Source organism: Mesorhizobium kamtschaticum (genome assembly GCF_056174585.1).
In genome coordinates, this window is the sequence record NZ_CM149691.1 from 5496503 (window position 1) to 5521764 (window position 25262).

Annotated in this window: 23 protein-coding genes and 2 pseudogenes; 7 read left to right on the top strand and 18 right to left on the bottom strand. The window is 62.0% G+C overall.

Annotated elements, in window-relative coordinates:
• From AC0V7N_RS27365 to hmgA, 4 genes are read right to left on the bottom strand one after another with little or no spacing between them, the layout of a single operon-like run.
• Positions 1-294: a hypothetical protein gene (locus AC0V7N_RS27365; RefSeq protein WP_475451326.1), complete on the bottom strand. Its 294-nt coding sequence runs from the start codon at positions 292-294 to the stop codon at positions 1-3.
• Positions 295-309: 15 nt separating this feature from the next.
• Positions 310-1323, bottom strand: a complete 1014-nt coding sequence (locus tag AC0V7N_RS27370; protein ID WP_475451327.1) for a fumarylacetoacetate hydrolase family protein — start codon at positions 1321-1323, stop codon at positions 310-312.
• On the bottom strand, positions 1320-2207 hold the full coding sequence (locus AC0V7N_RS27375; protein ID WP_475451328.1) for an MBL fold metallo-hydrolase: 888 nt from the start codon (positions 2205-2207) through the stop codon (positions 1320-1322). Before AC0V7N_RS27375 ends, AC0V7N_RS27370 begins: the two co-directional genes overlap by 4 nt.
• Positions 2207-3520, bottom strand: coding sequence for a homogentisate 1,2-dioxygenase (gene hmgA, locus AC0V7N_RS27380; protein ID WP_475451329.1), 1314 nt, complete (start codon positions 3518-3520; stop codon positions 2207-2209). Before hmgA ends, AC0V7N_RS27375 begins: the two co-directional genes overlap by 1 nt.
• A 117-nt stretch (positions 3521-3637) precedes the next feature.
• On the opposite strand from hmgA, the gene AC0V7N_RS27385 reads away from it, so the two are divergent.
• A complete protein-coding gene (locus AC0V7N_RS27385) occupies positions 3638-4087 on the top strand; it encodes a MarR family winged helix-turn-helix transcriptional regulator (RefSeq protein WP_475451330.1) in 450 nt (149 codons plus the stop codon).
• Between the two features lie 200 nt (positions 4088-4287).
• Here the strand turns inward: AC0V7N_RS27385 and tdh are convergent, their stop codons facing one another.
• The 3 genes from tdh to AC0V7N_RS27400 are packed head-to-tail and all read right to left on the bottom strand — an operon-like array spanning position 4288 to position 6837.
• Positions 4288-5322 (bottom strand): L-threonine 3-dehydrogenase, encoded by a 1035-nt coding sequence (tdh, locus tag AC0V7N_RS27390; protein ID WP_183458247.1) that lies wholly within the window; start codon positions 5320-5322, stop codon positions 4288-4290.
• A gap of 52 nt (positions 5323-5374) precedes the next feature.
• Positions 5375-6562: a glycine C-acetyltransferase gene (locus tag AC0V7N_RS27395; RefSeq protein WP_475451331.1), complete on the bottom strand. Its 1188-nt coding sequence runs from the start codon at positions 6560-6562 to the stop codon at positions 5375-5377.
• 2 nt (positions 6563-6564) lie between these two features.
• Positions 6565-6837 carry a hypothetical protein gene (locus AC0V7N_RS27400; protein ID WP_475451332.1) on the bottom strand — a complete coding sequence of 91 codons (273 nt, stop codon included), beginning with the start codon at positions 6835-6837 and terminating at the stop codon, positions 6565-6567.
• A gap of 35 nt (positions 6838-6872) precedes the next feature.
• Between AC0V7N_RS27400 and AC0V7N_RS27405 the strand changes: the two genes are divergently transcribed.
• Together AC0V7N_RS27405 and AC0V7N_RS27410 are read left to right on the top strand one after the other, a co-directional pair.
• The gene (locus AC0V7N_RS27405; RefSeq protein ID WP_475451333.1) at positions 6873-8945 is read left to right on the top strand and encodes a putative bifunctional diguanylate cyclase/phosphodiesterase; all 2073 of its coding nucleotides are present in this window, start codon (positions 6873-6875) and stop codon (positions 8943-8945) included.
• Positions 8946-9056: 111 nt separating this feature from the next.
• On the top strand, positions 9057-9758 hold the full coding sequence (locus tag AC0V7N_RS27410) for a polysaccharide deacetylase family protein (protein ID WP_475451334.1): 702 nt from the start codon (positions 9057-9059) through the stop codon (positions 9756-9758).
• Between the two features lie 18 nt (positions 9759-9776).
• On the opposite strand, the gene AC0V7N_RS27415 is transcribed toward AC0V7N_RS27410, so the two are convergent.
• Positions 9777-10205, bottom strand: a complete 429-nt coding sequence (locus AC0V7N_RS27415) for a MarR family winged helix-turn-helix transcriptional regulator (protein ID WP_475451335.1) — start codon at positions 10203-10205, stop codon at positions 9777-9779.
• A gap of 115 nt (positions 10206-10320) precedes the next feature.
• Here AC0V7N_RS27415 and AC0V7N_RS27420 point away from each other — a divergent pair, with 115 nt between their 5' ends.
• Positions 10321-10728, top strand: a complete 408-nt coding sequence (locus AC0V7N_RS27420) for a hypothetical protein (RefSeq protein ID WP_475451336.1) — start codon at positions 10321-10323, stop codon at positions 10726-10728.
• A gap of 145 nt (positions 10729-10873) precedes the next feature.
• On the opposite strand, the gene AC0V7N_RS27425 is transcribed toward AC0V7N_RS27420, so the two are convergent.
• Positions 10874-12067: a phytanoyl-CoA dioxygenase family protein gene (locus AC0V7N_RS27425; RefSeq protein ID WP_475451337.1), complete on the bottom strand. Its 1194-nt coding sequence runs from the start codon at positions 12065-12067 to the stop codon at positions 10874-10876.
• A 112-nt stretch (positions 12068-12179) separates the two neighbouring features.
• Between AC0V7N_RS27425 and AC0V7N_RS27430 the strand changes: the two genes are divergently transcribed.
• Entirely contained in the window at positions 12180-13199 is a 1020-nt protein-coding gene (locus AC0V7N_RS27430; protein WP_475451338.1) for a LacI family DNA-binding transcriptional regulator, read from the top strand.
• Positions 13200-13204: 5 nt separating this feature from the next.
• On the opposite strand, the gene AC0V7N_RS27435 is transcribed toward AC0V7N_RS27430, so the two are convergent.
• A complete protein-coding gene (locus AC0V7N_RS27435) occupies positions 13205-15250 on the bottom strand; it encodes an oxidoreductase (RefSeq protein WP_475451339.1) in 2046 nt (681 codons plus the stop codon).
• Positions 15251-15390: 140 nt separating this feature from the next.
• Between AC0V7N_RS27435 and queF the strand changes: the two genes are divergently transcribed.
• On the top strand, positions 15391-15852 hold the full coding sequence (gene queF, locus AC0V7N_RS27440) for a preQ(1) synthase (RefSeq protein WP_010915503.1): 462 nt from the start codon (positions 15391-15393) through the stop codon (positions 15850-15852).
• Between the two features lie 8 nt (positions 15853-15860).
• Here the strand turns inward: queF and AC0V7N_RS27445 are convergent, their stop codons facing one another.
• The 7 genes and pseudogenes from AC0V7N_RS27445 to AC0V7N_RS27475 form a co-directional block, all read right to left on the bottom strand.
• Complete coding sequence (locus AC0V7N_RS27445) at positions 15861-16448, bottom strand: YqhG/Tai3 family protein (RefSeq protein WP_475451340.1); 588 nt, start codon at positions 16446-16448, stop codon at positions 15861-15863.
• 239 nt (positions 16449-16687) lie between these two features.
• Positions 16688-17656: a right-handed parallel beta-helix repeat-containing protein gene (locus AC0V7N_RS27450; RefSeq protein ID WP_475451341.1), complete on the bottom strand. Its 969-nt coding sequence runs from the start codon at positions 17654-17656 to the stop codon at positions 16688-16690.
• A gap of 300 nt (positions 17657-17956) precedes the next feature.
• Positions 17957-18435 (bottom strand): annotated as a pseudogene (locus AC0V7N_RS27455) (DUF3828 domain-containing protein).
• Positions 18436-18614: 179 nt separating this feature from the next.
• Positions 18615-19724, bottom strand: a complete 1110-nt coding sequence (locus tag AC0V7N_RS27460) for a mandelate racemase/muconate lactonizing enzyme family protein (RefSeq protein ID WP_475451342.1) — start codon at positions 19722-19724, stop codon at positions 18615-18617.
• A gap of 99 nt (positions 19725-19823) precedes the next feature.
• Positions 19824-20516 carry a cobalamin B12-binding domain-containing protein gene (locus tag AC0V7N_RS27465; RefSeq protein WP_475451343.1) on the bottom strand — a complete coding sequence of 231 codons (693 nt, stop codon included), beginning with the start codon at positions 20514-20516 and terminating at the stop codon, positions 19824-19826.
• Positions 20517-20612: 96 nt separating this feature from the next.
• Positions 20613-22262, bottom strand: a complete 1650-nt coding sequence (locus tag AC0V7N_RS27470; RefSeq protein ID WP_475451344.1) for an ABC transporter substrate-binding protein — start codon at positions 22260-22262, stop codon at positions 20613-20615.
• A gap of 44 nt (positions 22263-22306) precedes the next feature.
• Positions 22307-23858, bottom strand: a pseudogene (locus AC0V7N_RS27475) (trimethylamine methyltransferase family protein).
• A 92-nt stretch (positions 23859-23950) separates the two neighbouring features.
• On the opposite strand from AC0V7N_RS27475, the gene AC0V7N_RS27480 reads away from it, so the two are divergent.
• On the top strand, positions 23951-24853 hold the full coding sequence (locus AC0V7N_RS27480; RefSeq protein ID WP_475451345.1) for a LysR substrate-binding domain-containing protein: 903 nt from the start codon (positions 23951-23953) through the stop codon (positions 24851-24853).
• Between the two features lie 54 nt (positions 24854-24907).
• On the opposite strand, the gene AC0V7N_RS27485 is transcribed toward AC0V7N_RS27480, so the two are convergent.
• On the bottom strand, positions 24908-25216 hold the full coding sequence (locus tag AC0V7N_RS27485) for a putative quinol monooxygenase (RefSeq protein ID WP_475451346.1): 309 nt from the start codon (positions 25214-25216) through the stop codon (positions 24908-24910).
• Positions 25217-25262: the final 46 nt, after the last annotated feature.

The window sequence follows — 25262 nt, forward strand, 5'->3', positions numbered from 1 at the left end:
TCATCCCCCTGACCGCACCAGATGCAAGCCTAGCCCCATAATCGCGAACCCGGCGAGAACGATCAGCAGCAACCCGTTCATGCGCCGACGCATGGCTTGCGTTTCCTCGTCCCGTGCGACTTTCATGTTGGTGATGGTGTGAAACATCATCGCCTTGCGCGGGAAGCCGCTGCGGTTGGTCAGATCCGGCGAGCGCGCCTCGATACGATAGCTCAGCTGGATGGCCAGGATGAACACGGCTAGTATGGCCAGTGCCCAGACACCGGCCAGCAGATAGAACACCTCCCCCGTCATTCCATACTCCCGCTATTATCCCTGATATTTCTCGACCTTCTGCTCGATGGCGCCGAAGATCGAATGGCCGGCTCTGTCCTTCATCTCGATGCGCACCGTGTCGCCGAAGCGCAGGAACGGTGTTTTGGGTTCACCCGCCTCGATGGTCTCGATCATGCGCACTTCGGCAATGCAGGAATAGCCGGCGCCACGGGCCGAAACAGGCTTGCCCGGACCGCCATCGAGCTTGTTGGAGACCGTACCCGAACCGATAATCGTACCCGCCACCAGTGGCCTTGTCCTGGCCGCATGCACGATCAGCGCCGGAAAATCGAAGGTCATGTCGACGCCGGCATTGGCGCGGCCGAAGGGCTTGCCGTTGAGGTCGGCAAGCAGCGGCAGACTGACCTTGCCGCCATCCCAGGCATCGCCCAGCTCGTCCGGCGTCACCGCGACCGGCGAAAAGGCCGAAGAGGGTTTCGACTGGAAGAAGCCGAAGCCCTTGGCCAGTTCCGGCCCGGTCAGCGCCCGTAGCGTGACATCGTTGACCAGCATGACCAGCCGAATCGCGGCGCGCGCTTCATCGAGGCTTGCGCCCATCGGCACGTCGTCGACGATGACGGCCACTTCCGCCTCCATGTCGATGCCGAAAGCCTCGTCGGCCATGCGGATGGGATCGCGCGGCGCAATGAAGGAATCGGACCCGCCCTGGTAGATCAGCGGGTCGGTCCAGAAACTCGCCGGCATCTCGACGCCACGCGCTTTGCGCACCAGTTCAACATGGTTCACATAGGCGGACCCGTCAGCCCACTGATAGGCACGCGGCAACGGCGAATGCGCGTCGTGCTCGTGAAAGCGCGCCGACGGCACCGCATTGTTCTCCAGCGATTCCGCGATTGTGCCGAGATGCGGCGAGACCCTGCGCCAATCGTCGAGTGCCGCCTGCAGCGTGCGCGCCAGGAACGAGGCATCGGTGTACTGCGTCAGGTCGCGCGAGACGACAACGAGTTTTCCGTCGCGCGTCCCGTCCTTCAATGTGGCCAGCTTCATGCGGTTCCCTCTCCTTGTGCAGCTTTCCTGCTGCTTAACTCCACAACAAGGCCGTCGTGGGCGATCGTCAAGTCGCCGGCCCATGTTTTCCTGACAGCGGCGATCCAATCCGCCTCGCCGATCTCGGCATCGTCGGCCGGAATGAGGTGGTTGAGCACCAGTCTCTTCACCCCAGCGTCGCTGGCGATGCGCCCGGCTTCTTCGGCAAGGCTGTGGCTGGCGAGCAGATGTTCCCTGAGCCGCGCGCCATTGCCGGTTCTGGCAACCAGCCGCTCGATGCCCTCTTCCAGCATGGCTTCATGGACGAGAACATCAGCACCCTCGGCAAAATCGGCGAGCGGTGGAAAGAAAGCCGTATCGGCGGAAAACACCACGCTTTTGCCGCCATGCTCGAAGCGCAGGGCAAAGCAGTCGGTCACCGGCGGATGGTCGACACGCAGCGCCGTCACTTTCAGGCCGCCTCGCTCGACCACCTGCCCCTCGCCGAACTCGTTGACCGAAACCAGCTCGCGAATGTCGGGCCGGCCTTCGTCAACGATGCGGATTTCAATGTCGAATTCCATCGCCTGGCAGAAGCGCCGCCAGTAATGGCCGGTGCCAGCAGGCCCGAACACATTGACCGGTGTCGCCAGCCCCGCCGTCCAGGCGGTGTGGATCAACGGCCCCAGTTCCAGCACATGATCGGAATGGAGGTGCGTGATGAAGATCAGGTCGAGCGCCTTCAGGCTGATGCCGGCATCGACGACGCCGCGGGTCACGCCAAGCCCGCAATCAACGACGATGGTCCGCCCGCCGATCTCAAGCAGCGATGAGCTCGGCCACGGCCCGCCCGGCCGCAACGCCGGGCCGCCCTTCGAGCCGAGAAGCACCAGCCGATCGCTCATCAAGACCAGTCGCCCTCGGGCGTGCCATTGAAGCGCTTCTTCAGGTCGGCCCAGCAGTCGATGTAATTGTCCTGCCGGGTTTCCAGTTCGGCGCCGTAGCGGGTCAGCATCTGCGGGAAACGGGTCTCGAACATGAAGGCCATGGTGTTGTCGAGCTTGACCGGTTTCAGCTCCGCGCGCGAGGCCTTTTCGAAGCCAGGCGCATCCGGCCCATGGGCCAGCATCAGATTGTGCAGGCTGATGCCGCCGGGCACAAAACCTTCTTCCTTGGCATCGTACTGGCCGTGGATCAGGCCCATGAACTCGCTCATGATGTTGCGGTGGTACCAGGGCGGCCGGAACGTGTTCTCCGCAACCAGCCAGCGCGGCGGGAAGATAACGAAGTCGATGTTGGCGGTGCCCTCTTCGCCGCTTGGCGCGGTCAGCACGGTGAAGATCGACGGATCTGGGTGGTCGAACAGGATGGCGCCGACCGGCGAAAACGTCGCCAGATCATATTTGTAGGGCGCGTAATTGCCATGCCAGGCGACGACGTCGAGCGGTGAATGGCCGATCTCGGTGACATGGAAATTGCCGCACCATTTCACGATCAGCCGGCACGGCGTTTCCTTCTCTTCGAACCAGGCGCAAGGCGTCTTGAAGTCGCGCGGATTGGCCAGGCAATTGGCGCCGATCGGGCCGCGATCGGGCAAGGTCAGCTTGGCGCCGTAATTCTCGCAGACATAGCCGCGTACTTCCATGTCGACCAGTTCGACCTTGAAGACGAGGCCGCGCGGCAAAACGGCGATCTCTCCGGGCCGAAGCTCGATGACGCCCATCTCCGTCACCAGACGCAGGGCGCCGGCCTGCGGCACGACCAGCAACTCGCCGTCGGCGTTGAAGAAATGGTCGTCGACCATCGATGTGTTGGCGACATAGACATGGGCTGCCATGCCGGTCTGTCCGAGCACGTCGCCGGCCGTGGTGATCGAGCGCATGCCGGCGACAAAGTCGGTCGGCTCTTTCGGCATCGGCACCGAATTCCAGCGATACTGGCCCAGCGCCAGCTCGTGATCGCCGACATTGGGGGCTGTCTTCCACAACGGATAGCTCGCCGCCTTGAAGCGACCGGTGTGCTTGACGCTTGGCCGGATGCGATAGAGCCAGGAGCGCTCATTGGTGCCGCGCGGCGCGGTGAAGGGCGAGCCGGAAAGCTGCTCGGCATAGAGGCCGTAAGCCGGCCGTTGTGGTGAATTCCGCCCCTGCGGCAGCGAGCCGGGCAAGGTTTCGGTCTCAAAATCGTTGCCGAAGCCCGGCATGTAGGAAAAGGCCATCCGATCCTCCCTGATCCCGGCTCCAAGCTTCACGAAACCTGGCCTGCCGGCGATGTTGACCAAACTGGTTTCATTTGTAACCATTGAAAATGTAACTATCAACGGTCACGGCGCGTCATGGAACCCGACATTCTGGAGCTGGAAAGCTTCCTGCCCTATCGGCTCTACCGGCTGGCCGATGCCGTCAGCCGCGAATTCTCGAAGATCTACCGGGATCGCCACGGGCTGACGCGACCGGAGTGGCGCACACTTTCAGGCCTCGGCCAGCGCGGCACGATGACGGCGACAGAGCTCGGCGAGCAGTCGGCCATGCACAAGACCAAGGTGTCGCGCGCGGTGGCTGAGCTGGAACGGCGGCGCTGGCTGACACGCACGCCTGACGAGAGCGATCGCCGTGTTGAACATCTGGCGCTCACCAAGGCTGGACTTACCGCCTATCGCGAGATGGTGCCGCTGGCGCAGGCGTTTGAGCGGGAATTGTTGGCGAGGCTTGGTGTGGACGAGCGCGCGGCCGTCGTCGGTGGGGTGGCGGCGCTAGAGAGGGCGTTGGAAGGAAGGAAGAGTTGATAGGCTGGAGGAACAGCGCCCCCTCTGTCCTGCCGGACATCTCCCCCACTTGGAGGGAGATCGGACGTCACGCAGGCTTTCGCCAATCGCCAACGTTGGAGGAATGGGCGACGCGCCGAAACTGCCAATCTCCCCACTTGTGGGGGAGATGTCCGGCAGGACAGAGGGGGCGCGAAGGAACTCGACGTCTCTATCGATTCCTACCAGTCCATAACCACCTTGCCCGAACTGCCACTCCTCATCGCATCGAACCCCGTCTGGAAATCGTCGATGCCGATGCGATGAGTGATCAGGCCGGACACATCCAGCGGGCCCTGCACCAGCGCGATCATCTTGTACCAGGTCTCGAACATTTCGCGGCCGTAGATGCCCTTGAGATGCAGCATCTTGAAGATGACCTTGTTCCAGTCAATCTCGAAGCCGGTCGGCGCGATGCCCAGAATAGCGATCTTGCCGCCATTGTTCATGGTGTCGATCATGTCGCGGAAGGCAGGGGCCGCGCCCGACATTTCGAGGCCGACGTCAAAACCCTCGGTCATGCCGAGCGCCGGCATGACGTCGCGCAGCTTTTCCTTCGAGGCATCGACGACATGCTGGACGCCAAGCTTTTTCGCCAGCGCCAGCCGCACCGGATTGATGTCGGTGATGACCACTTTTCGCGCGCCGACACATTGCGCCACCAGCGCCCCCATGATGCCGATCGGCCCGGCACCGGTGACCAGCACGTCCTCGCCGACGAGGTCAAAAGACAATGCCGTGTGGACGGCATTGCCCAAGGGATCGAAGATCGCGGCGATCTCGTCCGGCACATCGTCTGGGATCGGCACGACATTGTGCTGCGGGATCGCCAGATACTCGCCGAAGGCGCCGGGCCGGTTGACGCCGACGCCGAGCGTGTTGCGGCACAGATGCCCCCTGCCCGCACGGCAGTTGCGGCAATGGCCGCAGACGATGTGGCCTTCGCCCGAGACGCGCTGGCCGACCTTGTATTCAGTGACCGCCGCGCCGAAATCGGCGACGGTGCCGACAAACTCATGGCCGGTGACCATCGGCACCGGCACGGTCTTCTGCGCCCACTGGTCCCAATTGTAGATGTGGACATCGGTACCGCAGATCGCTGTCTTCTTGATCTTGATCAGCACGTCGTTGGGACCGATCTCCGGCACCGGCACCTCTTCCATCCAGATGCCCGGCTCGGCTTTGGCCTTCACCAGCGCCTTCATCATGTTCGACATTCTTTTGTCCCTTGAATCTCTTGATCCGGAATCGCTTTTCGCCGCCGGCTGCTCAGGAAATCACGCCCAGCTCCTTGCCGACCGCAGCGAAAGCCTCCACCGCACGATCGATATCGGCAATGGAATGCGCAGCCGACATCTGGGTGCGGATGCGCGCCTGGCCCTTGGGCACCACCGGGAAGGAAAAGCCGATGACATAGATGCCGCGTTTCAGCATGCGCGCCGCCATCTCCTGCGCCAGCGTCGCGTCGCCCAGCATTACCGGGATGATCGGATGGTCGGCCCCTGCCAGCGTGAAGCCGAGTTTGCCCATCTCAGACCTGAACCGCGCCGCATTGGCATAAAGGCGCTCGCGCAAGGCATCGCCATTGCGGATCAGGTCGAACACCTTGATCGAGGCGCCGGCGATCGCCGGCATCAGCGTGTTGGAAAAGAGGTAGGGCCGCGAGCGCTGGCGCAGCCAGTCGACCACCTGGCTTCTGCCTGACGTATAGCCGCCGGAAGCGCCGCCGAGCGCCTTGCCGAGCGTGCCGGTGATGATGTCGACCCTGCCCTCGACGCCGCAATGCTCGGCCGAGCCGCGGCCATTTTTGCCCACGAAGCCGACCGCATGGCTGTCGTCGACCATGACCATCGCATCGTATTTGTCGGCAAGGTCGCAGACGCCTTTCAGGTTGGCGATGATGCCGTCCATCGAAAACACGCCGTCGGTGGCGATCAGCCGGAAACGGCAATCCCTGGCTTCCTTCAGCCGCGCCTCGAGATCGGCCATGTCGTTGTTGGCATAGCGGAATCGTTTGGCCTTCGACAGCCTGACACCGTCGATGATCGAGGCATGGTTCAGCGCATCAGAAATGATCGCGTCTTCCTCGCCAAGCAGCGTCTCGAACAGGCCACCATTGGCGTCGAAGCAGGAGCCGTAGAGGATGGTGTCCTCCAGGCCGAGGAAGGAGGAGATCGTCGCCTCGAGCTGTTTATGCTCCTCCTGCGTGCCGCAGATGAAGCGCACCGACGCCATGCCGTAGCCGTAACGGTCGAGCGCCTGGGTGGCCGCCTTTCGCAGGTCGGCGCTGTCGGCGAGGCCGAGATAGTTGTTGGCGCAGAAGTTCAGCACTTTCTCGCCGCCGACCTCGATCTGCGCCGACTGCATCGAGGAGATCACCCGCTCGGACTTGTAGAGGCCGGCCGATTTGAGCCCGGCAAGCTCGCTGTCGATATGGGAGAGAAATGCTGCGGTCATGATCAGGCCTCGTTTTGACGTGGGCAGACTGTCGTCCCGCTCGCGCGAAAAATCCATCGCAAAAGCGACCGGATCGGGTGGCCGGGCAGCATCAAATCAGACGCCATGGACATCGCCCAAGCGACCACTCGGGAACGCATGGGACAATGAATGGTCAAATGCAGGCCGGCGGCGAAAGGAGGCGATAACCATTTCGCGATCTTTCCGCATCTCCCCCTTGCCGGCCAGCTGTCGATTTCCAGTCCTGTTAACGTTTGCAGTTCAATGGTGCTCATACAGGAATCCGTTGGCGAGAGGGCCGCCCCCGAACATGTCGCAGCAGCCGGTGCATACCGTTTCAGGCAAGCTTATCCTGCTGATCAAAGCCGGCTACTGGCTGGCGCTGCTGATCATTGCCGCCATGGTGGCGGCGTCCTTCGTCCTGCTGCAGCAGACGATGGCCACACAGCAGCACAATCACACCTTGCTCGACATCGTCGGCACGCAGAAGACGTTGTCGCAGCGCATCGTCTTCCTGGCCAGTGCAACGGGTGCCGCCTCGCGCGACAAGCAGCCGGCGTTGGTCAGCGCGCTCAAGCAGGCGACGGCGGAGTTCGAGACCAACTACGATCTGCTGCTCAAGCAGACCGGCGCGGATCCGGAATCGCCGGCCAAGCTCGATTCGAAGTCGATCGAGAGCGTGCTTTTCGCCAAGCCCTTCCATCTCGATTACTTCTCGGTCGGACTGATCGCCAATGGCGACCGTCTGATCTCCGCCCTTGAATCGCAACTCAACCATGTCGACAATGAAGGCTACAAAGGCGGCGCCGAACGCGTGAACCTCGATGCCTCGGTCGCCAATGCTACCTTGTCGGGCTATGCCGCCCTCGGACAGCGTATCAGCGCCGAAGCCGACGAGCGCTCCGAAAAGCTGCTCACCCTGCACCGCACGCTGTTCTACGCCACACTCGGCGTCATCCTGCTGGTGGCGCTGTTCATCTTCAGGCCGATGTCCAATGCGATCCTGCGCAAGACGCGTGAGCTGGTCGATGCGCGCAATTCGATGGCCTTCATCGCGGTTCATGACGGCCTGACAGGCCTGCACAACCGCACCTTCCTGACCGATCATTTCGAGACGCTGATCAAGGGCGCGCACCGGCGGCGCGAACGCCTGGCTGTCGTCCAACTCGACCTCGACCGCTTCAAGCAGATCAACGATACGCTCGGCCACGCCGCCGGCGACTATGTCCTGGTGGTGACGGCACAGCGCATGCGCGATTCCTGCCGGGCGTCGGATCTGTGCGCGCGGCTCGGCGGCGACGAATTCGTGATGATCCTCAACGGCGCCGGCAGCACCGAAGACATCAACATGCTCGCGCGGCGCATCCTGGCGCATATCAACGAGCCGATCGTCTTCCAGGGCACCACCATTCTTCCGGGCGCCAGCGGCGGCATCGCCGTCTATCCGATCGATGCCGACAATGCGCAGGACCTGCTCGTCCATGCCGATCTGGCGCTTTATTCCGCCAAGAAGATGGGCGGCGGCAATTTCTCGTTCTTCTCGGAGGAACTGCGCCGCGAGCTCGACTACCGCAAGCAACTCGAGCATGACATCAAGGTCGCCATCGCGGACAAGGCGTTCCAGGTTTATTTCCAGCCGCAGGTTTCGCTGACCGACGGCACCATCAGCGGCATCGAAGCCCTGGTGCGATGGAACCATCACGAGCGCGGCATGATCTCGCCGGGCGAATTCATCCCGGTCGCCGAGAAATGCGGCTTCATGCCGGAGATCGGCCGCATCGTGATCAGCAAGGCGATCAACGAGGCCGCTGAATGGAACCGTGCCGGCATTGCCTTCGGACGGCTCGCCGTCAATGTCTCGGGCACCGAGTTGCGCGAGCACGATTTCGATGCGTTTCTGTTCGAGACGCTGGAAAAGGCCGGACTGCCGCCACAGAAACTGTCGCTGGAAATCGTCGAATCCGTCATCCTGGATGATGAGAAGACAGGCATCGCGGCAAAGCTGCGTCACATCCGGGCCGCCGGCGTCCATCTGGAACTCGATGATTTCGGCACCGGTTACGCGTCGCTCAGCCATGTCAATCCCAACGAGATCGACCGGCTCAAGATCGACCGCCGCTTCGTCCAGAACATCCATGAGAATGGCGACAATTCGAAGATCGTGCGCGCCATCACCGAGCTTGCCCGCGGCCTCGGCATCTCCATCGTCGCCGAGGGTGCGGAAACCGAGGCCGAACTCGACTCGCTGATGGCGATCGGCTGCGACCAGGTGCAGGGCTATTCCATCGCCTTCCCGATGCCGCAGGACAAGGCGCTGGAGTGGCTGACCGCCCGCATGCCGAAGAAGGCCAAACTGCGGGTCCTGCAGGGCAGCCTGTCTTAGGCAGAATCCAGCCCGGCTTGACAACCAGCCGCTGAAATGGCGGCCTGTCGCGACAACAACCGGATCGTGCGGCTTATGACATTCTTTCGGTTTGTCCTGGCGGCCATGTTGATGTCCGCGTTGCCAGCCTATGCGGCGGATCGCACCATCTATCTCACCTTCGACGACGGCCCGCTGAACGGCACCAGCAACATTCTCGACGTGCTGGCGGCAGAACAGGTTCCGGCAACGCTGTTCATGGTCGGCATGCATGCCGAGGCCAGTGCGGCCAACAAGGCGCTGGTGCGGCGCGCCAAGGCGATGCCGCTGGTGACGATCGGCAACCACAGCTACAGCCACGCTTACAACCACTACCGGCACTTCTACAGCGACACGGAAGGGGTAGTTGCCGACATGCTCATGGCGAATGCCGTGTTGGGCCTGAAGCCCGCGGTGCATGCGCGCCTGCCCGGACGCGATGTGTTCCGTCTGCCTTCGATGTCAAAGAACGACAACTCGCTCGGCCCCGCGCAGGCCGGACGCGAGGACCCCGACTACGAGTTCGTCGCCGCTTCCGGCTTTTATCTCTATGGCTGGGACCATGAATGGGTGCACAAGGACAGTGGCGAGCCGGTCCAGAGCGTCGATCATCTGGTCAGCGAGATCGACCACCTGTTCGGCTATGGCCACTTCGCCAAGCCGGGCAAGCTCATCCTGTTGATGCATGACGAGATGTTCCAGGACGGTTTTGACGGCAAGACGCAGCTCACCAACCTGATCACCGCGCTCAAACTGCGCGGCTATGCTTTTGGAGCGATCCAGAGCTATGACTGAGCCGACGGGCCGGTTTTCCTAGCTCTCTACATTGTCTCGCAACGCCGCCAGCACCTGTGCGAACTCCGCCAGACGCTCGTCGGGCAGCCCGGTGCGAAGCCGCTTGTCGAAGACAAGTGCGGCTTGTCGCAACGTCTCGAACAGCGCTTCTCCCGCCTCCGTCAATTCGACGAGATGGACCCTTCGGTTCACAGGATCGCGGCGGCGCGTCAGCAGGCCCTGCGTCTCCATCGCGTTGAGGTGGTGGGTGAGCGTCGCGCCCTGGATGCCGATCATGCTGGCAAGCTCGCGCTGGTTGGCTAGCCCATTCGACTTAACCGACAACAATGTCAGCCACACCGGCAATGTACCGCCGGCCTCGACCAGAGCGGCGTCGAAGGCCTGCGCAACAAGCTTGGCGGTGCGGCCGAGATTCATGCCGACCGGCGGGCGTTCAAAGGGCGTCATCGCAAGACACTAGACGGTGTTTTTCCCAGATGGAACAGGCTCGCGTTTATACATTGACATCTAACAGTTAGATATCTAACTATTAGATGCCATCAGGCGAAAGAGGAGAGCCGGTATGCAATATGTCTATATCGTCGTCATCGGTCTTCATGTCCTGGCAGGCGTGTTCTGGGCCGGCACGACGGTCACGCTGGCGCGCGATCCCGAGATCCGGGCCGAGCGCTTCATCCGGCCACAGTTGGGCGCCGCCGGCATGGTTTTCCTGACCGGGGCGCTGCTGTGGTATTTCTTCCACGGCGCCTATTTTGGCTCGACGGAGATGGTACTGGCGCTTGGCATTCTGACCGCCTTCGCCGCCGCCGGCGTCCTCGGCGCCATGGTCAGGACGCCCAGCCGGCGGCTTGCCGGCGCCAATGCGGAAACCGAAACGCAACTGCGCGCCAGAATGGCGACTGGCGAACGCATTGCCGCGCGGCTGCTGGCCATCACGGTGCTGTGCATGGCTGTCGCCAGGATGTTCTGAGACGCAGCACCACCTCACGAGATCGTACGTTGTCTGGCATCGAGCCAATGACGTGCGGGCGCGCGGTCAGGCCAACGTACACGGGCTCTCGTACGCAGGCTCGGCCGCGCGCCACCAGCGGTGCGAAGTGCAGCAGCTGCCTTTCTCAGGTCAGCTTCTTGCGTGCCTGCTTCTCGAGCGCCTCCACGAAGACGGCCGGTTCCCAACCTGCATCCAGTGCGCGATGGAAAAGCGCCTGCTGTGTTTCCGGCGCAAGGCCGCCGAGCGGCGGGTCGCGATCGAGGTTGGTCGGAAAGGAATAGCCTTCCGCCGACGACGCTATGGCATTGTCCGCTGCCTGCCTGATCAGGCTGCCATCGCCCAGCATGCGCTGGACAATTGGATAGAGGGCCGCGCTCATGCGGGTCCGGTCCACACTCTCCATGGCGCGGCCATAGGCCGATGAGACCTGCAACAGGTTCGCCATGCGCTGGATGTCGGCCGACCTGTTGGTGCCGGCGGCATGAAACAGCGCCGGATTGAAGAACGCCGCATCCCCTTTTTTCAGGGGCAGTTGAACATGATGCTCGGTGAAATAGGCTTGGAATTCGGGGCGGTTCATCGCCAGGTATCCAGGCAGATAGGTCTGGGAATAGGGCAAGTAAAGCGTCGGACCGCTTTCTACCGGCATGTCGCAATGGGCGACGGCGCCCTGCAGCGTCAGCACCGGCGAAATCCGATGGACATGCACCGGATAGCGTTCGATGACCGATGCGGTCTGGAAGCCGAGATGATAATCCCGGTGCGCCGACTGGGACGCGCCGCCCGGCCTGACATTGTTCACCTGCGATGTGACTTGATAGGCCGGGCCGAGCCAGGCTTCCGATATCAGCGCGATAATGTCGTTGCCGTAGTAGGCGGCAAAGGTTGCGGGGTCGCGCAGGCAAAGCTTTTCCAGCGCGTTCCACACCCGGTCGTTGGCGCCGGGCTTGGCAAAATGATCGCCGCCGCCTGCCCCGGCCGCGCGCTCCTCGGCGATGATGGCGTTGAAAGCCTCGGTGGCGGCATCGACTGGAGCCACATCTTCGAAAGCGCTGCGAAAGACGACGACACCTGGGCCGTCCGTCATCGCCTCGACCCACTCGGCGAGAAGCACCTTGCGCAGGGCCGGATTGCCAGCGGCCGCGCGAACCGCGGCACCGTCGTAGATCAGGACGTTCTTCTTCACCTCGGACGCGAACGGATAGTCCGCCAGATTTGTGGTCCGTTGCGTGGACGCCGCAAAATCGTCGATGCTGCACGTATCGGCGGTTAGCCAGACACGATCGGATCTGAGCTTGGAAAAATTGTCGGCCTTCACGGCATCCTCCCCATGGTCTTGTTTCGACTGGATGGCGGAAGTATAGCTTTGGGTGAGAGGTAGCATACGGCTGAAACACCTCAAAAACACCTCAGGATTGACGAGACGGCTGATGTCGCATCCATTCCTGGTGAAGGACATCGCCCAGCAGGCCGGCGTCAGCATCGCCACGGTCGACCGTGTCCTGCATGGGCGCAGCGGTGTGCGTCAGCACACTATCCGCCGTATCGAGCAGGCGATCCGCGAACTGGAAACGCAACGCTCCCAGCTCGGCTTGTCGGGCCGCAAATTCATTCTTGATCTTGTCATGGAGGCTCCGCTGCGCTTCACCGAGGCGGTGCGCACGGCGCTGGAGGTCGAGATGCCGGGCCTGCATCCGGCCGTGTTCCGGTCACGCTACCATCTAGCCGAAATGCGAGCGGCTGCGAACACCGTTTCCCTGCTCGACGCGATTGCCCGTCGCGGCAGCAACGGTATTTTCCTCAAGGCGCCTGATATTCCGGAGATCTCGGCCGCGGTGGATCGGGTCGTTCAGTCGGGAATACCTGTCGTGACGCTGGTCACCGATCTGCCGAACAGCCGGAGGCTGGCCTATGTCGGCGTCGACAACCGCGCCGCCGGCGAAACGGCGGCCTATCTGATCGGCGCATGGCTTGGCGGACGTCGCGCCGATGTCCTGGTCACCTTGAGCAGCAACCGGTTCCGGGGCGAGGAGGAGCGCGAAATCGGCTTTCGCCGCGCCTTGCGCGAAAACCTTCCAGACCTTGGGATCGTCGACATCAGCGAAGGGCACGGCATCGATCGCGCGACGGGCGAGCTGGTCCGCGCCGCGCTGATAAATCATCCCGACATTGCAGCCGTATACTCCATCGGCGGCGGAAATGCCTCCATTGTGCAGGCATTCGCCGAGATGAAACGGCCCTGCCGGGTGTTCATCGGCCACGATCTCGACGCCGACAATCTCGACTTGCTGCGAAGCCGGCGTATCTCGGCCGTGCTGCATCACGATCTCAGGCAAGATATGCGCACAGCCTGCATCCACATCATGCGGGCACAGGGCGCGTTGCCGAAATCGGTCGCGCCAGGCGCGTCCAACATCCAGATCATCACGCCGTTCAACATGCCGGCGTGAGTGGATCAGATGCGCAGGCCGAACCTTATCCCGTCATAGATGGCGGCGTGGATGTTGCGCGAGGCGACCGCGTCACCGATGCGCAGCAGCACGAAGCCGGCTTCGGGATTGCGTGCCGGGAAAATGTCGCCACCGCTGACCAGACGTTCGTAGTCGACCGCGCCGCCATTCTTCGACAGCGGTTTCAGGCTGAGGTAGAGATCGTCGAGCGGCGCCGTGCCGTGCTCGACCACCACCTGGTCGACCCAACGCTCGCCGCGCCAGCCATCGGCAAAGTCCGAAGCCAGTTCCGCGACCAGTTGATTGCCCTCGCGCCGCACCGAGCGCAGGCGCGTGTTGATGGTGATGGTGACGCCCTTTTCCTGGAAGGCGCGCATATACGGCACATGGTTCATGCCGCCCATTTCGGGGGCGAAGAAACGCTCCGGCGAAACCAGTTCCAGCCTCGCGCCGCTGTTGGCGATCAACTCGGCCGCGCCCATGCCCTGATGGCCGCCATTGTCGTCAAAGAGCAGGACGTTCTCGGCCGGCTTGACGCTGCCGGCCATGATGTCCCAGCTCGAGGTGACGAGATTGTCGCCCGCCGTCAGCGGCGGGTTCTGTGGCAGGCCGCCGGTGGCAACGACCACGACATCGGGCGCCAGCGCCAGAACATCGTCCTTTTCCGCCCAGGTATCGTAGCGGATTTCGACGCCGAGCCGGTCGAGTTCGGCCAGTCGCCAGTCGATGATGCCGATCAATTCCTTGCGGCGCGGGTTCTGCGTCGCCAGCCGCACCTGGCCGCCCGCTTGCGACGATGCCTCCAGGATCGTGACATGATGGCCGCGCTCGGCTGCGACACGCGCCGCCTCCAGCCCGCCGGCGCCAGCACCGACGACGACGACTTTCCGCTTGGGGCCTTCCGTCTTGACGATGATGTGCGGAATCTCGGCCTCGCGGCCGGTCGCCGCATTGTGGACGCACAGCGCCTCGCCGCCTTCGTAGATGCGGTCGAGACAATAGGTGGCGCCGACACAGGGGCGGATCTCGTGCTCGCGGCCCTCCATCACCTTCCTGATGATGTGCGGATCAGCGATGTGGGCGCGGGTCATGCCGACCATGTCGAGCTTGCCTGTCGCGATCGCATGGCGCGCGGTGGCGACATCGGAAATGCGCGCCGCGTGGAAGGTCGGGAACTTCGTCGCCGCCCTCACCTCGCCGGCGAAATCGAGATGCGGCGAAGACCGCATGCCGGTCACCGGGATGACCTTGGTGAGTGCCGCGTCGCTTTCGATCGAACCGCGGATGATGTTGAGGAAATCGACCTTGCCGGAGCCGGCCAGCCGCTTGGCGATCTCGACACCCTCCTCCTTCGACAGGCCTTTCTCAAAGTCCTCGTCGGCGACCATGCGGATACCGACGACGAATTTTTCGCCGACCGCTGCCCGCACGGCATCCAGCACCATGTTGGTGAAGCGTAGGCGATTGTCGAGCGAGCCACCATACTGGTCGTCGCGATGATTGGTGGCCGGCGACCAGAAGCCATCCATCAGATGGCCGTAGGCCTCGAACTCGATGCCGTCGAGGCCAGCGGCCTGGCAACGCTGGGCAGCCGACGCATAATCGGCGACGATGCGCTCGATGTCCCAGTCCTCGATCGTCTTCGGGAAAGCGCGGTGCGCCGGCTCGCGCACCGGCGAGGCGGACAGCACCGGCAGCCAGTCGGCCTTGTTCCAGCCGGTGCGGCGGCCGAGATGGGTGATCTGGATCATCACCTTGCAGTCGTGCTCGTGGCAGGCCTCAGTGAGTTCGGCCAGCCACGGCACGATGCGGTCGTCATAGACATGCAGATTGCCGAAGGCGGCGGGACTGTCGCGTGAAACGATGGCTGAGCCGGCGGTCATGGTCAGCGCCATACCGCCCTTGGCCTTCTCGGCATGGTAGAGCCGGTAGCGTTGTTTCGGCATGCCGTCCTCGGAATAGGCCGGCTCATGGCTGGTCGACATCACCCGGTTCTTCAGCGTCAAATGCTTGAGCTGGTAGGGCTGGAGAAGCGGGTCGTTGGAGGTCATCGTCTTCCTGCTGTTTCAAATTGTGTTGGAGCAGCATGCACTGCTCCAGTTCCTATTTAAGCACCGGATTCGTCCGAAAACCGCTGCACACTTTTCGGTCCGGTGCTAAGGAGCGGCGAAAATTGAAAGAGATCCCGCTCATGATCGATACCAAAACCCTTACCCAGCTCGGCGCCCACGTCGAGACGCCACAGAGCCCCGAAGCAGCGGTCCTGGAGACCGTGCCGTTTTCGCGCGGCGACGGCCCGCCGGCGATCGTGCGCTTCACCTGCCCGGAATTCACCTCGCTGTGCCCGGTGACCGGCCAGCCGGATTTCGCCCATATCGTCATCGACTACGCACCCGATGCGGCTTTGGTGGAATCGAAGTCGCTGAAGCTGTTCATGACCTCGTTTCGCAACCATGGCGCCTTCCATGAAGATTGTACCGTCATGATCGGCCGCCGCATCGTGGCAGCAACCAAGCCGCTGTGGTTGCGCATAGGCGGCTATTGGTATCCGCGCGGCGGCATTCCGATCGATGTGTTCTGGCAGACCGGCGCCCCACCGGAAGGCGCCTGGTTGCCCGACACCGGCGTTGCGCCCTATCGCGGGCGCGGCTAGTTCGGCCCTCATTCGCACTGATACTGGCTGAGCGCCCACTCGCCGGTCACCGACAGCAGGTCCGATATCTTCCAGTCGCCGGCGACCTTCTTGAGCTTCCATTCAAGACGGTGCGGGTTGCCGGCGACGACGAAGGCGACGATGACCTTGGCCTGGTCGCCATTGATCGCTTCGAGCGTTTTGAGGCTCTTGTCGATCTCGTCCTTGTCGTAATCGGCATTGTCCAGCGCCATGTTGGGATCGAGGCACTCGCCCTGCCCGGATTTGCGCAGCGCGTCGCTCTTGTCGAGCACGGTTTTGGCCGGATCGATGAAATGGCTGCGCTGCGCCGGATCGATCTCCAGGCCGACCTGATCGTAGAACGGCCGCACCACCGCTGTCGGCGATCCAGCCTGGATGGGCGCGGCAGGTTGGCTGGGCGGCCATGCAACCGGCGGCGTTGCCGGTTCTGCCGCACCGCCCGGTGCGTTGGCGGGCGGCGTCCCGCTGTCGGCAGGAGCGCCAGCCGAGGGCGCGCCGTTCGCCGGAGCGTTTGCCGGGGGCGCGCCAAACAACCCTTGCGCCACAGCGCTGCCACCTGCTGCCACGGACAGCATGCCAGCGATCGACAGAGCCACGAGACTGAAGCGGACGGCTGCATTGCGGGATTCGGCCGGCGAGGCAGTCGAGGTGGCTGAGAATCCAGCCGATGGCCTTCGGACCCGATTCATGGACATGCTGAACTCACTGGCGCAGATAGCCCGGACCGCCTCAATTGCTTGCTCCGCGCAGTCGCCTGCGCGGAGCATTTCGTGGGTTCACGCAGTCATCCTGCGCGCACCATTGCTGTCAACAGCTATTTCTGCGGAATGGTCGGTGGATTCGGACCGTCCGACGTGTTGCCGTTGAGCTGGTTGGTGCCGTAGGACGAAATCACGCCGCCATTGACGATGGCCGTTCCGGTGGTGTTGCCGGAGATGCTCGATCTGCCGACACGGATTGTCGCATTTGCTCCGTCGACGCGCAGGCCGCCGGCCGCACCGTTGTTGGCCACGGTAACGCCGTCGACCATGAGGTTGATGGCCGGCCCGCCGCCCGGATTCAGTATGCTGATACCGGCATTGGTATTGCCCGAGACATTGCTGTTAACAATGGTCGTGTTCGAGCCACCAGTGTTGCTGGTGCCGTCCGCCTTCACCCCGGCCAGGTTGTTGTTCTCGATCGACGAGGTCTCGATGACGACCTTGGCGACGCCGGCACCGGTTGGCTGGATATGAATGCCGTCATTGTTGCCGGTGATGATTGTGTCGCGGACATAGAGTTCGGCTGTGCCCGACGGCGCGAACAAGATTCCGTTGCCGTTCCCGACGCCAGCGCCAGTGTTGTCACGAATGACACAATCCTCGACATGCAGCGCGGCGCCGGCAAGAAACCGGATTCCGTTGAGACCGGGCGTGGCCGGCGTGCTGTCGATATCGAGACCACGAAGAACGATAACGTCAGTGGCCAACGCATTGACGATGATCCCATTCGTCCCTGCGTTCAACACACCTGCCTCGACATCCTCACAAGCGATGGTCATCGACTTGGTAATTGTCACCGCACCGAAGCCACCTGGATCGATGCAGTTGATTTCGCCGCCGGTCGCGGTCTTCGAGATTGCGCCGGCGAAAGTCTTGCAAGGCGCCGTGCGGCTGCAGGGATTGGCGTCGTCACCAACACCGGAAACCCATGTCCGGGTTGCCTGCGCGGAAGCCGGCGTAGCAATCACCGCCATCGCCAAAGCGAGAAACAGCGAAGATAATAGGTAGCCTAGAATTTTCATGATCATTCCCCCTAAATGGAACAAGAGATTCGTTCACAACCAAGCGGAAGAAGTCTAGCGCGTTGCCTCGTCGAAAGCAACGTGACGTCAAAACCGAATCACCAATTTGAATTTCTCGTATGAACGGCGCTCCGCCAAGCTACGCAGCCGCCATCGTGGCTTTGTTACATAGCCTTCACACTACAGTCGAAGTGCTTGACGTTCCACCAAATTTAGCAAGCTTGGCGCGTCAGGGATGGCAAGCAGCGACATAAATCCCCCGATTCGACGCCTCGGCCGGAACGGCCAAGGCCCATGGCGTCACCCCGGATCCTGACCCGCCACGCATTCGAGCTTGCTCAGCGTCCAGTCGCTGGTCTTCGAAGCAATGTCCGATATCTTCCACTTGCCATCGACCTTCTTCAGCGACCAGTGCATTTCGCGTTGCGAATCGTCTCCGTCCGGAAAAAGGCTGAAGTTCGCCACCACTTGCGCCGTGTCGCCATCCACCGTCTCGGACAGTTTCAGGGTCTTGGAGACCGTTTTCTGATCGAAATCCTGCGCATCAAGACCAGGATCGAAGTCGATACAAGCGACCTGGTCGGGATTCTTTTGGTCGCCTGATCGTTGAGATCGAACAGTTTCGTCACCGGCTCGGTGAAGCGATCCCGGTATTGTGCATCGGCCTCGAATTTGACCGCCGGAACATAGAAGAACTTCACGGCGTCGGACGCAGGTCCGGCGAAGGCGGTTGCGGGCAAGGCTGTCGCAAGGGCGGCAAGGAGCACTGTCAGTCTCATGCAGAATCTCCGGCTTTTGATGGCTTGAGGCAATCAACACCACGCATCCTGCATACCGGTTTTCTTGCGGCTCATGAAGCCCTGCCGCGCCAGCCTCAGATGCCCTGCCAGATGTTCTGGAGGTTCGCAATTGCAGACGATACTGGCCAGATACAATCGCCGCGAGCATCACAGGATCCTCAGCCTCCGAAAGTCGCAATCGGCGCTCTGAGTCGGGAGCGCTCAGGCTTGACACCAAGCCCTGGCATCTGGGGGACGTGTATATGCCCGTTTTCGATGACGATGGGATTTACGGGATCGGTATGCCCTTCGATGTATTCCTGCGCGATCCAGGCGCCTTCAAAGCGTCTCGGCTCGACGGTAGCGGCCAGGTGCACGCATGCCGCGGCGATGACGTCGCCACCCCAGGCGTCGTCGCAACTGTGCGGAAGAGATCGTATCGCACACAGGTCGCGGACCGTGGCCATCTTGGTGAGGCCGCCAAGGCGGGTCACCTTCAATCCGAATCCGTCCGCGATACCTGAAGAAACTGCCCGCAGGACGGCATTCAAATCCTCGGTATTCTCGTCGAGGTATACCGGGTGGGTAACGCGTCCCTTGAGGCTCGCGACTTCCTCCATGGTGTTACAAGGCTGTTCGAACACAAACGGGATTGCCTGGCAAAGCCGATCGATGTGGAGCGTCGCCGCGGTGGTGAGGCCACGATTGGCGTCGACGGCTATCCGGGCCTTGAAGCCAACCGCTTCCCATACCTTGTGCACGGTGGCGACGTCTTGTTCGAGGTCCCGTCCGCCGATCTTGATCTGAAGCCGTGGGTATCCGGCCTTGACCTTGTCGACGGCAATGCGCGCAGTCTCGTCCGGTGCACCGACAATAGTCGAGTAGTAGGACGGCACACGGTCGGTGAGCGCACCGCCCAGAAGTGTCGAAACCGGAACGCCCAGCCGTTGGCCGGCGAGGTCGAGGAGAGCTATATCGAGAGCCGCCTTGGCATAGTTGTGACCGTTCAACCGCTCGTCAATTCTCTTCGCGAGGCGGCGCATCGACGTAGTGTCCTCGCCAACGAGCCCAGGCGCTATTTCGGCAATTGCCGCTCTCGCACCCAGAGCATGTTGGGGCTGATAAACAGGGCCGACCGGGCAAGTCTCACCCCAGCCTGACAGCCCGTCCTCGGTGGTCACTTCAACGAGCGTGCTGTCCAGATCCTGCACGGTATCGCTGGCCATCCGGTAGGCACCGCCTTTGACAGGCAGAGACATCTGATAGACTTTGATCGACTCGATACGCATACGGACCTTAGCTCCCTTCGAGCCAAGCGATTCTGGCCATCTTGCCATCCCAGTGCATGACGGCGCTCTCGGTCACAAAGCTGGATCGAACTGTTGTGCTCAAGCGCGGACGTTGTGCTTGCGCTTCATGTAGTCCTTGGCGGTCTCGACCGCCACCGCGGCATCGCGGCAATAGGCGTCGGCGCCGACGGCCTTGCCGAATTCCTCGTTGAGCGGCGCGCCGCCAACCAGCACGACGTAGTCGTCGCGGATGCCCTTTTCCTTCATCGTGTCGATGACGACCTTCATGTAGGGCATGGTCGTGGTCAGCAGTGCCGACATGCCGATGATGTCGGGCTGGTGCTTTTCGATCGCATCGAGATATTTCTCGACCGCATTGTTGATGCCGAGATCGATGACATCGAAGCCGGCGCCTTCCATCATCATGCCGACGAGGTTCTTGCCGATGTCGTGGATGTCGCCCTTGACGGTGCCGATCACCATCTTGCCCTGCTTGGGCGCGCCGGTGGCGGCGAGCAGCGGACGCAGGATGAACATGCCGGCCTTCATGGCGTTGGCCGACAACAGCACTTCGGGAACGAACAGGATGCCGTCGCGAAAATCCTCGCCGACGATGCGCATGCCTTCGACCAGCGCTTCGGTCAGCACCTTGTAAGGCACCCAGCCGCGCTCGAGCAGGATGTTGGTGCCTTCCTCGATCTCTTCCTTCAACCCGTCATAGAGATCGTCGTGCATCTGCTGCACCAACTCGTCGTCGGAAAGTTCAGAAAGGATGATCTCGTCGTCGGACATTGTGCCTGCGCCAATTGCTTGTCAGTGATTTACGGGCCGCCGGCACCTTTTTTCAGAGGTGCCGGCGGCGATTGCTTGCAAGTCTCGGGAGTTATATCAGGCGTCGAGCCAGACGTTCTGGAAGTCCATTTCGTAGGTCTGGTGCATTCCGTAGTTCTTCACCTTCTTGCTCATGTGGCAGTAGAGCTTCTGCCAGAACGGCTGAATGATGACGCCGGAATCCTGCAGGATCTGCTCGACGTCCTTCATCACCTCCTTGCGCTTGGCAGGATCGGCGAGCGAGAGCGCCTGCTTCAGCTTGGCGTCGAAATCCGGGTTGGCATAGGCCGTTTCGTTCCAGGCCTCGCCAGTGCGATATCCCAACGCCAGCACCTGGACGCCCAGCGGCCGCATGTACCAGATGGTCATCGAGTACGGATACTTCGTCCAGTCATTCCAGAAGGTCGAACCCGGCAGCACCGTACGCTTGACCTTGATACCGGCATCGCGCAATTGGCCGGCGATCGCATCGCCGGTGTTCTTCTGCCATTCGTCCTCGACGGTGATAAGCTCATGCTCGAAGTCGGCCTGCCCGGCATCCGCCATCAGTTTCTTGGCGGCCGCGGCATCCCGCGTCTTCTTGGGTAGCGGATAGTATTCGGGATGGATCGGGGCGACGTGGTGGTTCTCGCCAACCGTGCCGAGCCCGGCGTAGCCCAGCTGCATGACGGCATTGTTGTCGACGGCCATCTGCAGCGCATTGCGTACCCGCTGATCGTCATAAGGCTTGTGGGTGATGTTGGTGCGGGCAACGAGCGTGGTCGCTGTCGCGACCTCCGATTTCACCAGATCCATCTTATCAAGGGCGTCGATGAAGTCGGCCGGTGTTTCGAAGTCGAGGTCGATCTCGCCGGATTCGAAGGCATTCAGCGTCGCGTTGAAGTCGGTGCCGTAGTCGATGAATTCGACACCGTCGAGCGGCGTTTCACCGCCCCACCACTTGCCGTTCTCGCGACGCTTGACGACCGCCTTCGAGCCCACTGAATACGACACCAACTCGAAAGGTCCGGTACCGATTGGCTTCTTGAGCGGGTCGGCTCCATCCTTGTCGAAGTCGCGATGCACGACCAGCGCCGGATAGTCGGTGAAGCCGGGTATGATCGCGATGTCAGGTTCGGACAGCTTCAGCTTGACCGTGAGGTCGTCGACCCTGGTGATGGCGCCATCCTTCGCCTTGCCAGTCTTTGTGTCGATCAGCGCGCCGACGCGTGCCGCCATGGAATTGCCGGAAGCACCCTTCTCGCACCAGCGGTTCAGATTGGAGACCACGTCATCGGCGTTGAAGGCATCGCCATTGTTCCAGGTGATGCCTTTGCGCAGATGCAGTGTATATTCGGTGGCGTCGTCATTGACGTCCCAGCTTTCGAGCAGAACTGGCTCGAAAGTGAATTGGTGCGTGTAGCGGACGAGCGGCTCCAGCCAACAACGGGTGACGTTTGCCATCTCGGTCCAGTCATAGGTACGCGGATCCTTCTGTGCCTTGACCGACATCGCGACATGCAGCGTTCCACCCTTTTTCGGTTCGTCGGCCAGGGCTTTTGTGGGCGCGGCAAGGCCGATCATGCTATAGGCGAAAGCCGTCGAGGCGCCGAAGGCGCTGGCCAGCGCCAAGAATTCGCGCCGGTCCATGCGGCCTGCACGCGTCTCTTTCGCCATTGCCTCGATAGCGCCCGGCACGCGGTCGCCATTGCTTCTGAAGAATGTCATTTTTTTCTCCCTTTTTTGTTCCCGTTGATTGTTCGTCCGTCGCGTCAGCTGACGCTGTTTGGCAGCGCCTCCTCGCGCCGCGCAATGAAATCCGTCAGCCCCTCGGCGATACCTTCATCGAGCTTCGGCTCCTCATAATCGGCGAGCATGTTGCGCGCTTTCTCGCGGCCGCGGGTGTCATGGTCCTTCGCCCCTTCAGCCTTCCACTGTTCGAACGAGTTGAAGTCCATGATCGAGGGCATGAAGAAGGCCGACTCGAAATGTTCAAGCGTGTGCTGGGTGCCGAGGAAATGGCCCTGCGGCCCGACCTCGCGGATCGCCGCCATGGCTTCCTTGAAATCGTCGAACGGCAGCCCGCCAGCATATTTGTACCAGCCGACAAGCTGTTCGCAGTCGGTGGCGAATTTTGAGTAGCCGCAAGTCAAGCCGGCCTCTAGCCATCCGGCGGAGTGCCAGATGTAGTTGGCGCCGGAAAGGATGGCGGCATGCATCAGCATGTTCGAACTCGTAGCCTGCCTGGGCGTCATTCAGTTTCGACCCGACATGGAAGCCGGAGGTGCGCCACGGCAGCCGGTATTTCCGCGCCAGGGCTCCCATCAGATACATCATCTGGGCAGCCTCCGGCGTGCCGCCCATCGGAGCGCCGGTTTTCATGTCGACCGTAACCATGAATTGTCCGTAGAGCTGCGGCGACCCAGGACGCAGCAGCTGTGTGAACGCGACGCCGGCCAGCGCTTCAGCGTTGACCTGCGCGACCGCACCCACGGCAGACGCCGAAGTCGAGGCGCCGCAAAGGGCGAAGGGCGCGAGGATGAGCGGCTGGTTGTGGCGCGCATAGACCTTCATCGCGTCCAGCATGGTGGCGTCCCATACAAGCGGCGAATTGCAGTTTGTGATCGACACCAGCACTGGGTTGTCGCGGACATAGTCCTCGCCGAACACGATGCCTGCCATGGCCATCGTGTCCTCCGCTCGTTCCCTGGACGTCACGATGCCCATGAACGGTTTGTCCGAGTGCTTCAGCGCCGAGTGGATGATGTGGAGGTGACGCTTCGGCACCGCAATTTCCATCGGCTCGCAGATGACCGAGCTCGACGAGTGCAGCGCCGGCGCCATGTAGGAGAGTTTGTGGAAGTTCTGCAGGTCGGCGAGCGTCCCGTAGCGCCTGTTGTTGTCGAGGTCGCGCACGTAAGGCGCGCCGTACATCGGCACGAAGATGGAGTTGTTGCCGCCTACCCGCACTGTACGCTGCGGATTCCTCGCATTGAGCGTAAACTCCGACGGAACCTTCGATATGAGCTCCATCAGGAGCGCACGGTCGATCCGGACTCTTGTGTCCGAGACATCGGCTCCCGCAGCTTTCCACAGTGCAATCGCCTCGTCGTCGCGGAACTCGCATCCCACCTCTTCGAGGATCGAGAGCGACTCCTGGTGGATGAGTTCCACCGCCTCATCCGGGACCATCTCATACACGGGGATCTTACGGACCAGGGTCGGAAAAGACGCCATGGGAATTCCCCGCAGCACCTTGCGCCCCAGGCGGCCACCCGCTCGACGGTGGGCAGGTTCGGTCACTTCAACGGCCGGTGCGTTCATGGAAACTCCATCCTCCCAGAGGCCATCAATCTAGAGAGACAAAATGCAGCTGTGACGCTGGAAAATCCTGATCTCTTGTATAAGCTGAGTTTATGCGAAGCCTGCGCCATCTGCTGCCCTCCGCCGGCAGCCTGATCGTCTTCGAAGCCGCCGGGCGGCTGTCGAGTTTCACCGCTGCCGGGCGGGAGCTCGGCATGACACAGGCCGCCGTTTCCTATGCCGTGCGCGGGCTGGAGGAGCAGCTCGGCGCCAAGCTATTCCAGCGCCGCCACCGCCAGGTTCTCCTGACAGAGGCCGGCGAGCGCTTCCACGCCGACGTCTCGCTAGGGCTGTCGCATATCCGCAAGTCGGCGGAGGATCTGCGCCTGCAGGCGACCGGCGGCCATGTCACGCTGGCCGCCTCGACCGCCTTTGGTTCGTTCTGGATGATGCCGCGCCTGCAGCAATTCCGCGACGAACTGCCTGGCGTTGATCTGCGCATCCAGACCGCCGACCGCGACCTCGACATCATCGCCGAGGGCATCCCGCTCGGCGTGCGCGGCGGCGTGCCGCGCGACTGGCCGGACTATCATTCGCTGTCGCTCTCTGACGAGGAGATCTTCCCGGTCGCAGGCCCCAACTATCTGGCGAAGTTTGGGCTGCCGAAGACTGTCGAGGAACTGGCAACGCACCGACTCATCCATCTTGAGGAGCCCTACCGCGAAGCCCCGAACTGGGACGAATGGTTCGCGTCCGCAGGAACCAGCCTCCGTAATGCTGAGCGCGGGTTGCGCATCAATGACTATGCCTTGGTGATTCAGGCGGTCATGGAGGGACAAGGCATCTCGCTCGGCTGGCGGCATCTGGTCGAGCGCCTCGTGTCATCAGGACTGTTGGTGCCGGTGACGGATCATGTGCTGAGGACCGGCATCGGATTCTACGTCATATGGCCGAAGAACCGGGAGCTTAGCGACAATGCCCGCAAGGTCAGGGATTGGCTGGCGGCGCAGGCGTAGCTTCGCCGGCGCAATCCGGCGCGTGACCGGATTGCGTTCGCATGCTGAAAGAGATCAGACCGAGCCGTCATTCTTGAGGCCGAGCACGTCGATCTTGTCGATGGTCGGCGGGCCAACAAACAGCGTTTCAGCATTGGCCATCAGTGCCTTGGCTATCTCGCCGGTGAGATGCGCCTGCCGCCCTGCCTCGTCGTGAAAGGCATCGAACACGCCGAAGACGCTTGGCGAAAGCCGCAGAGCGAACCAGATCGGTGTCTTTGCCTCCTGATTGGCCAGCTGAAGCCCGGTTTTGAGGAACGCGGCGACGTCCTGCTCCTTGCCGGGCTTGGCTTCGAAGCGCGCGAACAATGCGAGTTTGATCATGTGTCTTCTCCTCGTGGTTTGTACGGCCAAGGGCCGTCGGAGGCAC

What these genes read in the sequence shown, in the direction of transcription:
- AC0V7N_RS27365 (WP_475451326.1), bottom strand. Translation starts at nt 294, where the DNA reads ATGACGGGGGAGGTGTTCTATCTGCTGGCCGGTGTCTGGGCACTGGCC.
- AC0V7N_RS27370 (WP_475451327.1), bottom strand. Translation starts at nt 1,323, where the DNA reads ATGAAGCTGGCCACATTGAAGGACGGGACGCGCGACGGAAAACTCGTT.
- AC0V7N_RS27375 (WP_475451328.1), bottom strand. Translation starts at nt 2,207, where the DNA reads ATGAGCGATCGGCTGGTGCTTCTCGGCTCGAAGGGCGGCCCGGCGTTG.
- hmgA (WP_475451329.1), bottom strand. Translation starts at nt 3,520, where the DNA reads ATGGCCTTTTCCTACATGCCGGGCTTCGGCAACGATTTTGAGACCGAA.
- AC0V7N_RS27385 (WP_475451330.1), top strand. Translation starts at nt 3,638, where the DNA reads ATGGAACCCGACATTCTGGAGCTGGAAAGCTTCCTGCCCTATCGGCTC.
- tdh (WP_183458247.1), bottom strand. Translation starts at nt 5,322, where the DNA reads ATGTCGAACATGATGAAGGCGCTGGTGAAGGCCAAAGCCGAGCCGGGC.
- AC0V7N_RS27395 (WP_475451331.1), bottom strand. Translation starts at nt 6,562, where the DNA reads ATGACCGCAGCATTTCTCTCCCATATCGACAGCGAGCTTGCCGGGCTC.
- AC0V7N_RS27400 (WP_475451332.1), bottom strand. Translation starts at nt 6,837, where the DNA reads ATGAGCACCATTGAACTGCAAACGTTAACAGGACTGGAAATCGACAGC.
- AC0V7N_RS27405 (WP_475451333.1), top strand. Translation starts at nt 6,873, where the DNA reads ATGTCGCAGCAGCCGGTGCATACCGTTTCAGGCAAGCTTATCCTGCTG.
- AC0V7N_RS27410 (WP_475451334.1), top strand. Translation starts at nt 9,057, where the DNA reads ATGTCCGCGTTGCCAGCCTATGCGGCGGATCGCACCATCTATCTCACC.
- AC0V7N_RS27415 (WP_475451335.1), bottom strand. Translation starts at nt 10,205, where the DNA reads ATGACGCCCTTTGAACGCCCGCCGGTCGGCATGAATCTCGGCCGCACC.
- AC0V7N_RS27420 (WP_475451336.1), top strand. Translation starts at nt 10,321, where the DNA reads ATGCAATATGTCTATATCGTCGTCATCGGTCTTCATGTCCTGGCAGGC.
- AC0V7N_RS27430 (WP_475451338.1), top strand. Translation starts at nt 12,180, where the DNA reads ATGTCGCATCCATTCCTGGTGAAGGACATCGCCCAGCAGGCCGGCGTC.
- AC0V7N_RS27435 (WP_475451339.1), bottom strand. Translation starts at nt 15,250, where the DNA reads ATGACCTCCAACGACCCGCTTCTCCAGCCCTACCAGCTCAAGCATTTG.
- queF (WP_010915503.1), top strand. Translation starts at nt 15,391, where the DNA reads ATGATCGATACCAAAACCCTTACCCAGCTCGGCGCCCACGTCGAGACG.
- AC0V7N_RS27445 (WP_475451340.1), bottom strand. Translation starts at nt 16,448, where the DNA reads ATGCTGTCCGTGGCAGCAGGTGGCAGCGCTGTGGCGCAAGGGTTGTTT.
- AC0V7N_RS27450 (WP_475451341.1), bottom strand. Translation starts at nt 17,656, where the DNA reads ATGAAAATTCTAGGCTACCTATTATCTTCGCTGTTTCTCGCTTTGGCG.
- AC0V7N_RS27460 (WP_475451342.1), bottom strand. Translation starts at nt 19,724, where the DNA reads ATGCGTATCGAGTCGATCAAAGTCTATCAGATGTCTCTGCCTGTCAAA.
- AC0V7N_RS27465 (WP_475451343.1), bottom strand. Translation starts at nt 20,516, where the DNA reads ATGTCCGACGACGAGATCATCCTTTCTGAACTTTCCGACGACGAGTTG.
- AC0V7N_RS27470 (WP_475451344.1), bottom strand. Translation starts at nt 22,262, where the DNA reads ATGACATTCTTCAGAAGCAATGGCGACCGCGTGCCGGGCGCTATCGAG.
- AC0V7N_RS27480 (WP_475451345.1), top strand. Translation starts at nt 23,951, where the DNA reads ATGCGAAGCCTGCGCCATCTGCTGCCCTCCGCCGGCAGCCTGATCGTC.
- AC0V7N_RS27485 (WP_475451346.1), bottom strand. Translation starts at nt 25,216, where the DNA reads ATGATCAAACTCGCATTGTTCGCGCGCTTCGAAGCCAAGCCCGGCAAG.